This is a genomic window from Paenibacillus typhae, from assembly GCF_900099765.1.
GTDB lineage: Bacteria > Bacillota > Bacilli > Paenibacillales > Paenibacillaceae > Paenibacillus_AQ > Paenibacillus_AQ typhae.
In genome coordinates this window covers 20,469-30,758 of sequence record NZ_FNDX01000040.1, presented here as the reverse complement: position 1 = coordinate 30,758, position 10,290 = coordinate 20,469, and the positions used below count along the sequence as shown (strand labels likewise).

Below are 10,290 nucleotides of genomic sequence, written 5' to 3'. Positions count from 1 at the left end.
CTCTGGGCAGCATCACTGCCAGCACCGGCATTCCCCCAATTAGCGGGGCAATTCGCTTTTTCAGCCTCTTCTCCGCATGTACTGATCGAACTAAGTGGAAATTGTACACTTAATTCTAATGAATGAGCCTGAAATAGCAATTTAGTTGGAAAAACGCCACTTAATTGTTCTAATATTACAGCTTAAGGGCAAAATGGGCCGAAATAGGTGTACTTTTTCCAACTAATGCTCTGATAAGACGAAAAGCGGCAAATTTAGGTGGCGAAAATCCAACTAATCCTTGAATGAAATTACATACCCGGCTCAAAGACTATATTCAGACATCCCCCGCTGACCTCTACTCCCCAGTCCCCGTTAGAATCTGAGTTTAAGCTCTTACCTTTACCTTTACCTTTACCTTTACCTTTTCCTTTACCTTTACTTTTTCTCAGGTCATCACTCAGATCATTTGCGCGGGCCTTAACTCCCCCCCTTATCCCAGCCACAGCCGGCAAACTCCGAACCCTTTCGAGTTTTGGGCCAGCACAAATACCGAAAATGGTTACGTTATACAACAGGATCACCCGTAAACCCGAAAACGTTTTCGATAATATAATCTCTCATTTTATGGAGGCATACAAGGCGCGGATTTTCCGGTTTCGGGTACGATTTTTCGGTTATGCCGCTGAAAAAAGAGGGAGGAAGCCACATAGGCATAATGGCTGGAGCAGAGGAAGGTACTTGGGGTTTGGTGCTCGGCGTTTGGAGTTTGGTGCTCGGTGCTCGGTGCTCGGCGTTTGGTGTTTGGTGTCTGGTGTCTGGTGCTTGGTGCTTGGTGCTCGGCGTTTGGTGTTTGGTGTCTGGTGCTTGGTGCTTGGTGCTCGGTGCTCGGTGCTCGGCGTTTGGTGCTCGGTGCTTGGTGCTCGGTGCTCGGTGCTCGGTGTTCGGTGTTTGGTGTCTGGTGCTCGGTGCTCGGTGCTCGGTGTTCGGTGCTCGGCGTTTGGTGTTTGGTGTCTGGTGCTTGGTGCTCGGCGTTTGGTGTTTGGTGTTTGGTGTTTGGTGTTTGGTGCTTGGTGCTCGGCGTTTGGCGTTAGGCGTTTGGTGTTTGGTGTCTGGTGCTCGGTGCTCGGTGCTCGGTGCTCGGCGTTTGGTGTTTGGTGCTCGGTGCTTGGTGCTTGGTGCTTGGTGCTCGGTGCTTGGTGCTTGGTGCTTGGTGCTCGGTGCTCGGTGCTTGGTGCTTGGTGCTTGGTGCTCGGTGCTCGGTGCTTGGTATTTGGTATTTGGAGCCCACAGCGCGAAACACAACCCGCGGATTTTAAAAACCAGAGAGCAAGCTTAAAAGGCCCGCCGCCCCATGCAAAAGGTCAGCCGGCCTTATACTACTGGAATAACAATCTGTTTGGCTTATAAAACATCAGGCGGAGCCACCTGTTCATCCAGCTGAAGCTCGGTCAGCACACCGGCATGCGCCAGCCCGGCGCCGAAGCCGTAGAGCAGAACTCGCTGTCCGCTGTGTACCTTCCCCTCACGGATACCGAGGTCGAGCGCCAGCGGGATGCTGGCGGCAGAGGTATTGCCGAAATACTCCAGGCTGTACAGAGCCTGGGACAGCGGGTAGTTCAGCCGTTCACAGACCGGCTCAATCATTCGCAGATTGGCACTGTGCGGGATGAACCAGTCCACCTGTTCAAGCGTTGCACCGGCATTGTCCAGTACCCGCTGCACGCCCTGAGGTACCGTCCGGACTGCCCATTTGAATACTTCCCGCCCGTTTTGCACCAGCTTGCCTGAACCCCCAAGCTCCACACCATTAACCGTATGTGACAATCCGGTACGGTAAACATGATGTGCTCCTCCGCCGTCACTGCCGAGATGATAGCCGAGGAAACGGTCCTGCTGCTCATCTGTTTCCACCAGCACCGCCCCGGCTCCATCACCGAACAGAATGCAGGTGCTGCGGTCCGTGTAATCGGTAATTTTAGATAGTGCATCCGCTCCGACAACCAGCACTTTACGGTGCAGGCCTGACGCTACATAGGCGTGGGCAGTATGGAGTGCATATACAAACCCGGCGCAGGCTGCACTTACATCGAACGCTCCGACCGTAAGCGGAATACCCAGCCTGTGCTGAATAATCGAGGCTACTGAGGGAAAAGAAAAATCCGCCGTGCTGGTTGCCACAAGCACCATATCAATATCCGCTGCAGATTTTCCGTAACGGGTCAGCAGATTCCGGACAGCAGCAATGCACAGATCGCTGGTGTACTCATCCTCACGGCTGATTCTGCGCTCCCTGATCCCCGTTCGCTGCACAATCCACTCATCATTTGTGTCGACCAATTGCTCCAGATCGCTGTTAGTCAATCTGCTGACCGGGACATAAGAACCAATGGCTGTAATTTTGGCACCCTTCATTTTCTGATCACCTCATATTTCATTTTGTGCAACGCATTAGCAAATAATCACTTCAACATAGTATCTGGTATTAGTACTTGGTACTAATTATAAGCGAATAATTCCGATAATGCAAAGGAATAGTATTCCTCATAAGAGGAAATGTCAGGAGAGGAAATGTCAGGCTTTGAAATTAGATTAGCTTTATTTCCGGAAAACATGCGGAAGTCCGGACGTTATAGCTTATATTTACCCATTCCTACATCTTATCTTCCACCTGTTCTACACGTAGGTACATCCTCTTCATTTACACCCGCCTGTATCCTGAACTCCCTGTCCGCCATACCCGCCATATGTCTTCCCGCCTCCTTCTCCAGCAAAAAGAACCATGACCGCCTTGGCGGTCACAGTCCCTTTAATCCTTTTATATGCTGCTAAAAGTTTTCCAGTCGAATCCGCTAACCGTTTATCTCTCTACCGGTACAACTTCAACCTGCTCGACCAGCTTTTCAGGCCTGGCTGTGTTCCGGGAACGGCAGTTCAGGATCTCTACATTCTCACCATTTTCAATATAAAAAGCAGGCCCTTCGTGATTCGCTACCGTCACCTGCTGAAACCTGACATCCCGTACATTGCCAAGGAAAAAACCGCGTTTGCTCATATCCGCAAGCCCTGCCATCATATCCGGCTGCCCCGGCACAGCCTCCTCTGCCATAGAGATATCGACATCTGTAAAACTAATCTCCGAGACATACTGCTCGGCCAGTCCATACAGGAAGCCTGCGGCGGCATGAACGTTACGGGCGGTAATATTGGCAAAATGAATCCGCCGGAAGCATGGCGTCTCCGCCGTCACCGGATAAGGCTGTTTGTCCCAGACGTATTTCTCTTTGCCCCTTGGTCCGCAGAAATAGTACAGGTTCATCGTGAACGGGCAGAGCACGCCCTCCATCACAATATTGCTGACCCGGATATCCTCAATGGTTCCGCCGCGTCCGCGCCGTGACTTCATGCGGATTCCGCGGTCAGTCTCCTTAAATACACAATTGCTGATCGTCACATTGCGGATATCCCCGCTCATCTCACTGCCCAGCACGACCGCCCCATGCCCGTGCACCATGGTGCAGTTCGTGATGGAGATATTCTCACAGGGGATGCGCTCCGCTGTATCCTCGGTTCCTGCCTTAATGGCGATACAATCATCGCCAACATCAATATGGCAGTTGCTGATCCGTACCCCGGAGCAGGACTCCGGGTTAATACCGTCCGTGTTCGGCGAATCCGCCGGATTCAGAATGTAGACATTGTCGATGGTCACATTGCTGCAGACAATCGGATTCACTGTCCAGCTCGGTGAATTGAGCAGGGTAACATCCTTCACCGTAACCCGGCTGCAGCGGTTCAGGCCGATCAGTGTCGGGCGCGGATACTCCAGCTCCTCCGGCTGCTCCCGGTGCTTCCTCCACCAGGGAGCCCCATTTCCATGCAGCGTTCCGCTTCCGGTAATGGACACATTTACTGCATCCTCCGCATAAATGCAGGGGGAATGCACTTGGCGTCCGACGCCTTCCCAGCGCGCTTCCACCGCGGGGTAGTCTGCCGGATCGGTGCTGAAGCTCAGCACCGCCCCTGGACTTAAGTGCAGCTCAATGTTGCTGCCAAGCCGCACCGCTCCGGTATGGAAGGTGCCGGCGGGAACGTAGACCGTTCCGCCTCCATCCAGGCTGGCAGCTGCAACCGCAGCAGCAATAGCCTCAGTCGCCGCCGCACCGCTGTCCCGCCGCGCTCCAAACTCCTCAATATTATACAACTTCAATCTCCCCCTTCCTTACTTCGCAAAACTGATACCCGATTTGTAATATTAAGTTCACTATTAAAGCTCTGGCCGAAAATCCAAAGAATATTTGGACTTCCGGCCGCTGTTAATTGCTGTTACTTTTCAACTCATACCCCTGTTCGCAGGGGAAATCTGTGAACTGTCAATAGCGTCATTCCCGCACTTCCTGCACTTCCTGCATCTCGTACAAAGACTCCATCTCCACACAGGCCATCACCAGCGCCCCAACGCCGTGAAGGTCATTGCTTACTTTTGGACGGGTCACGTAATTCTCGTAATCTCCTGCCGAGGTACCGATACAGATGTCCGGCAGAATCAGCCGTCCCTGTTCATCCTCCTGCAGTACCTCAATCAGGCCTTCGTAGCCTTTCCGGGCAGCAGCAGCAGCCTCAGCCTCGTCAAGAGCCAGCCCGAGCTTTACCGTCTTGGCAATGGTATACACGAACAGGCATGAACCCGAGGTCTCCAGCCAGTTGTCCGGCTCATTGCCTTTGTCAACAACCTGATACCAGAGTCCGCTCTCCTTGTCCTGATAACGGATCAGCGCCTGTACGAATTCACCGAGCGCAGCAGCAAGCTCCGCCCGCCCCGGCTCCTCCTCAGGCAGCAGCGTAAGAAACTGTGCCAGGGCCAGCCCGTACCAGCCGAGTGAGCGGCTCCAGAACTCCGGGGAGCAGCCCGTTTGCGGATCGGCCCAAGGCATATGCCTGCTCTCATCCCAGGCGTGATAGAGCAGACCTGTTGCTTCATCCCTCATATATTTGCGCATCAGCCGCTCCTGGTGCAGCACCGCCTGGCGCAGCTCCGGCTCTCCGTAGGCATCCGCATACTTCAGCGAGAAAACCCCGGCCATATACAGGCCGTCAAGCCACATCTGATAAGGATATTTGTCCTTATGCCAATATCCTCCCTCGGCCGTCCGGTTCACGGTCCGCAGCAGATTACGCAGCTTGTCTGCGGCAGTCTTATACTTCGCAAGACCGGTCCGTTCATGCAGCGTGAACAGCAGCAGCCCCGCCTGAACCGCATCCAGCTCGTCACGGGCAAAATAAAGATTGCCGTGCTCATCCACCAGATCATCTACATACTCCTGAATATAGGTCAGGTAACGCCCATCGCCTGAAGCAGACCACAGCAGCTCCATTCCGCACAGGAATACGCCCTGATGGTAATGCCAGCGGTGGGCGGGAGGAAGCTCTCCCGCCTGGTAAGTGTCCATTAACGAATCGCAGGCCTTGCGGGCCCATTCTATCGGTGTTGCCGGCAGACTGCCTATCATCCTTCATACCCCTTCCAACATTAGTATCCCTTCCGAACGTCTGAGAAGTCTTATCCCTTCATGGAACCGAGCATAGCACCTTTGGCAAAATGCTTCTGCAGGAACGGATACACCATCAGAATCGGCAGTGTTGCTACTACGATAACCGCCATTTTGATTGACTGGTCCGGCGGCGGAACGGCCGCATCAAGCGTAGCGCTGTGATCCATACCGCTGGCCAGAACAACGATCTGCCGCAGCAGGACCTGGATCGGCCATTTGGCGCTGTCATCCAGATACAGAATTGCACTCATGTAAGTGTTCCAGTAAGTCACCGCGTAGAACAGGGAAATCGTAGCAATCGCCGGCATTGACAGCGGGAGCACGATCCGGAACAGGATGCCGAAGTCGTTGCAGCCGTCGATTTTGGCGGATTCCTCAAGCCCTTCGGGGATGTTCTGGAAAAAGTTTTTGAGAATAATCATATTGAACGCACTGATCGCCGACGGCAAAATAAGCGCCGCATAGGAGTCGATCAGCCCCAGCTCTTTTACCACCAGGAACGTCGGAATCATCCCGCCATGGAACAGCATCGTGAACACAACCAGGAAGTTAACCACATTGCGTCCGTCGAGATCTTTTCTGGACAGGCCATAGGCCATCAGCGCCGTGATGAACATACTGAACAGCGTACCAATCAGCGTAACGCCGATCGAGACCCCCATCGCTTTGAAGATCGTATCCGTCGAGAAAATAAATTTATAAGCCTCCAGGCTCCACACCTTCGGAATCAGCACAAACTTGCTCGCCGCAATCTCTGCACTTGTTGTAAAAGAACCCGCGACCACATGCACAAACGGCAGCACGGTAATGAGCGCAATCAGCGCCAGCAGCGTAAAGTTAACAGCGGCAAACACCCTGCCGCCCAGCGATCTGTCCTCTACCATCTTCTATTCCTCCCGCAGTCTCTCAATTCGCTTAATAAACGCCTTCTTCGCCCATTTTCTTGGACAATTTGTTAACAGACATAACCATGATAAGCCCGATAATGGATTTGAAGAATCCGATAGCCGTACTGTAACTGAACTGGCCTTGTCTTAGTCCTGCAGTATAGACATACGTATCGATAATTTCCGCAACATTCCGGTTCATGGAGTTCAGCATCAGATAGACATGCTCGAAGCCCAGATCCAGCACGGAACCAATTTTCAGAATAAGCAGGGTAATGATGACACTCCGGATCGCCGGAAGTGTAATATGCCAGATCTGCCGCATCCGTCCCGCTCCGTCCATGCGCGCAGCTTCATAGAGACCGGGGTCAATAGCAGCGATCGAAGCCAGATAGATAATCGTGCCCCAGCCCGCTTCTCTCCAGATAATCTGGATGATGTACATCGGCCGGAACCAGCCCGGATTCAGCAGGAAGTTCACCTGCTCGAAGCCGAAATAACTGAGCAGCTCGTTAATAATCCCGCCGTCCATCGTAACCATAACGTAAGTAATCGAGACAATGATAACCCATGACATGAAGTGGGGCAGATAGACCAGCGTCTGAAACAGTCTTTTGAAAAAGCTGCCTCTAAGCTCATTCAGCATCAGGGCGAGTATAATCGGCACCGGAAAATAAAACAGAATATTCATGCCGAACAATATGAGCGTGTTGCCGAGAATGTTCAGGAAGTCCGGCTCGGTGAACAGGCGCTGGAAATGCTCCATGCCTACCCATTCACTGCCCGTAATTCCCTGGTAAGGCTTATAATCCTGAAAGGAAATAATCAGGCCGTACATCGGCAAATATTTAAAAAGAACGAAAAACAAAACACCCGGTATCAGCATGACGTACAGATATTTGTTTCTCCACAGCCGCTTTTTGAGCTCACTGCTGCTCTTGTAGCTTTTGGGCTTCAGCTTGGAGACTGTACCCGGCTGAGCGGTGACATCCTGCATAGTTCTCTCCCTTTCTGTTTCCTGATTCCGCATCTGACTGCGGGTTTGTGTGCGTATAAAAGAAGGCTGCCGAAGCGGCTCGGCTTCGCCAGCCTTCTGTATCCGGTGTTACCTGGCAGGGCGCTATTCAGGAGCTCCGCTTATTTTTTATACACTGCGTTGTATTCTTCGATAATGGCTGATCCGCCGCGGCTCTTCCACGCTTCCACTTCTTTTTCAAAACCGGCTTTGTCCAGCTGGCCATAAATATAGTTGTACGTGGCATCCGTAATAATCTGCTGCAGTTCTACGCCCTTCGACGTGTAGGTAGCAGAATCCAGGGCAGCAGTCGGATCAGCGACGCCTACCTTCACATTTTCAAGAATCAGCTCTTCCGCATGAATACGGCCAGGCAGCACGTTATAGCTCTGATACATGCCGTTGGTTTCGGACTCACCGATTACGCTGTCCTTGTAGCCTTTAACTTCGCGTTCGATCAGCTCTTTGTCGTCAGTCGGTTTAGCCTTGCCGTCTACAACGGTATAGTGTGTGCCTTCAATGCCCCAGTACATAAGGTTCGATACTTCAGGAGTCATCATTTTGTCGAAGAAGGCGAGAATGCTCTTCAGCTCAGCTTCGTCCTTAACTGCGGATTTCGGGAACAGCACGACGTTGTTGTAGCCTGGAATCATCCACTGGGCGAACTTTCCGTCTGGTCCGGCAACCATACTATGGGTATCAAGCACGGCATCCGGGAAGTTTTTGATCAGATCCTTGTTCAGGGTGTCGATGTCCTGCATCGAGCCGCCGATGTACAGCCCGGCTTTGCCGCTGACGAACATGTTTACGGCATCCGTTTTACTTGTAGCTGCAAAGTCTTTGTTCATGTAGCCGCCGTCACGCAGCTTTTTGAAGAAATCCATCGTATCGATGTATTGCGGGAAGGTGAAATCCGGCGCCAGCTGGCCGTCTTTCTCACCCCAGGTATTCGGTGTGCCGAACCAGGCGGAGACGGTTTTGAACGCCCCGTATACCAGCTCGTTGCGGTCCACGATTCCAATGGTGTCTTTTTTGCCGTTGCCGTCAGGATCCTTCTCGGTAAAAGCCTGCGCCATCGCGAACAGCTCATCCAGGTTAGCCGGGGCCTGCAGGCCCAGCTTATCAGCCCAGTCCTTGCGGTAGATGATACCCTGGCGGGCCAGCGGACGTCCGATGTACAGAGAGTAGAGCTTGCCGTCCACCTTGGTGTTGTTCAGAATTTCCGGCTTCAGCTTGTTGAGGTTCGGGAATTCGCTCAAATAAGGCCCGATCTCCCAGAACTGTCCGTCCTTGATCGCTTCTCTCATCTGCACGAACGTGGTCTGATTCTTCAGGTACGTTACCTGCGGCAGCGAGCCGGTGGCAAAGGAGGAATTCAGCTTCTCTTCATACGTATCCGCCGGGAAGAACTGATAGGTCAGCTTGGTATTGGTCAGCTTCTCCAGCTCTGTCTTGATCGTATCCGGCGGGGTTTCCGCTGTATTCAGCGGCAGCATAATTTTGATTTCTGTCGGCTTCTCCGGCTCTGGTGCCGGTTCTGTAGTTGCGGTCGTGGTTGTGTTCCCGCCGCTCGTGCCTGGATCTTTAGTAGCCGCCGCTTCATTTCCGCTGTTGTTGTTGCCGCACGCTGCCGTCAGCATACTGAATGTCAGCAGTGAGCTGAGAAGCAGGGTGAAGGATTTTTTCGTCATACCTTTTTGACCTCCGTTTGGCTTGTAATTGGTTACATGCCTCACACTACAGCTCTGGCCAGGTTACGAAAACAATCATTTACTCATTATGGGGGTTTTGGGAGGGGAGTCTGGGGAAATGATTATCGGGTGATGGGGGCGGATAAGGTGAGAGGAAGATCGTTAGTTAAAGGAGCGGGGTGTAGGGCGATGAAGCTAAGGCGGATCCGGGTGGCGCTATTCGCTGCTGCGGAGAATGTTTGGACTTCCGGCCGCTGTTGTCTTCAGATTTCTTGATTTAACTGCTGACCGCGGTGGAAATCCGCAGACAGCATATGCTTCCGATGCTAGCTTTCCTACGGAAAGCTTTCAGGCGGACGCTACGCTCCTACAGTTCCAAACTTCCCCTCCACTGCTCCCGCCTGCCCGGGGCTTACTCTCACCTTATCCGGTGAAGGGAGGGGCACGTCTTACCCGCCGCTTGGATTTGCGGCGGGGAAATGCTGCGGGCGGGGCGACGAGGTAAGGCAAAATCAGAGAGGCATTTATGAAGCTAAGACAAATCCGGTTGGCGCTATTCGCTGCTGCGGGGAATGTTTGGCCTTCCAGCCGCTGTTGTCTTCGAATTTCCTGATTATAACCGCCGATAGCGGTAGAAATCCGAAGACAGCATATGCTTCCGATGCTAGCTTTCCTACGGAAAGCTTTCAGGCGGACGCTGACGCTCCTACAGTTCCAAACTTCCCCTCCGCTGCTCCCGCCTTCCCGGGGGCTTCCTCTCACCTTATCCGGGTGAAGGAGGGGAAGTCTTGCCCGCCGCTTGGATTTGCGGCGGGAAATGCTGCGGGCGGGGCGACGAGGTAAGGCAAAATCAGAGAGGCATTTATGAAGCTAAGACAAATCTGGTTGGCGCTATTCGCTGCTGCGGGGAATGTTTGGACTTCCGGCCGCTGTTGTCTGCAGATTTCTTCATTTAACCACTGACCGCGGTGGAAATCCGCAGACGGCATACTAGAGTAAAGGACTGGTGTGTGGCCAGCCCCTCCTCATCAAACCGTACGTGAGGTTTTCCCTCATACGGCTTTCCGATGTTCGTCACTCCTGGGCGTGCGGTCTCTTTGACCTTGGCTCCATGAGCTAGTTTCCTCCACAGAGTTGTTGAGCGTTTCTGGCGTGTCGTTAGCCCT

At 52.9% G+C, this 10,290-nt stretch carries 6 protein-coding genes; all 6 read right to left on the bottom strand.

The features are described 5' to 3' along the window. Positions 1-1,383 precede the first annotated feature (1,383 nt). Positions 1,384-2,394, bottom strand: a complete 1,011-nt coding sequence (locus BLR64_RS23375; protein WP_090718195.1) for a ketoacyl-ACP synthase III — start codon at positions 2,392-2,394, stop codon at positions 1,384-1,386. A gap of 445 nt (positions 2,395-2,839) precedes the next feature. Then, entirely contained in the window at positions 2,840-4,189 is a 1,350-nt protein-coding gene (locus BLR64_RS23370; protein ID WP_090718192.1) for a glycoside hydrolase family 28 protein, read from the bottom strand. Between the two features lie 172 nt (positions 4,190-4,361). Further along, the gene (locus BLR64_RS23365; protein ID WP_090718190.1) at positions 4,362-5,489 is read right to left on the bottom strand and encodes a glycoside hydrolase family 88/105 protein; all 1,128 of its coding nucleotides are present in this window, start codon (positions 5,487-5,489) and stop codon (positions 4,362-4,364) included. Positions 5,490-5,539: 50 nt separating this feature from the next. Beyond that, positions 5,540-6,415, bottom strand: a complete 876-nt coding sequence (locus BLR64_RS23360) for a carbohydrate ABC transporter permease (RefSeq protein ID WP_090718187.1) — start codon at positions 6,413-6,415, stop codon at positions 5,540-5,542. Positions 6,416-6,446: 31 nt separating this feature from the next. Then, the gene (locus tag BLR64_RS23355) at positions 6,447-7,415 is read right to left on the bottom strand and encodes an ABC transporter permease (protein ID WP_090718185.1); all 969 of its coding nucleotides are present in this window, start codon (positions 7,413-7,415) and stop codon (positions 6,447-6,449) included. Positions 7,416-7,555: 140 nt separating this feature from the next. After that, entirely contained in the window at positions 7,556-9,124 is a 1,569-nt protein-coding gene (locus BLR64_RS23350; RefSeq protein ID WP_090718182.1) for an extracellular solute-binding protein, read from the bottom strand. Between the last annotated feature and the right edge of the window lie 1,166 nt (positions 9,125-10,290).

Coding starts and splice junctions, on each gene's coding strand:
- BLR64_RS23350 (WP_090718182.1), bottom strand. CDS start 9,124: ATGACGAAAAAATCCTTCACCCTGCTTCTCAGCTCACTGCTGACATTC.
- BLR64_RS23360 (WP_090718187.1), bottom strand. CDS start 6,415: ATGGTAGAGGACAGATCGCTGGGCGGCAGGGTGTTTGCCGCTGTTAAC.
- BLR64_RS23365 (WP_090718190.1), bottom strand. CDS start 5,489: ATGATAGGCAGTCTGCCGGCAACACCGATAGAATGGGCCCGCAAGGCC.
- BLR64_RS23375 (WP_090718195.1), bottom strand. CDS start 2,394: ATGAAGGGTGCCAAAATTACAGCCATTGGTTCTTATGTCCCGGTCAGC.
- BLR64_RS23355 (WP_090718185.1), bottom strand. CDS start 7,415: ATGCAGGATGTCACCGCTCAGCCGGGTACAGTCTCCAAGCTGAAGCCC.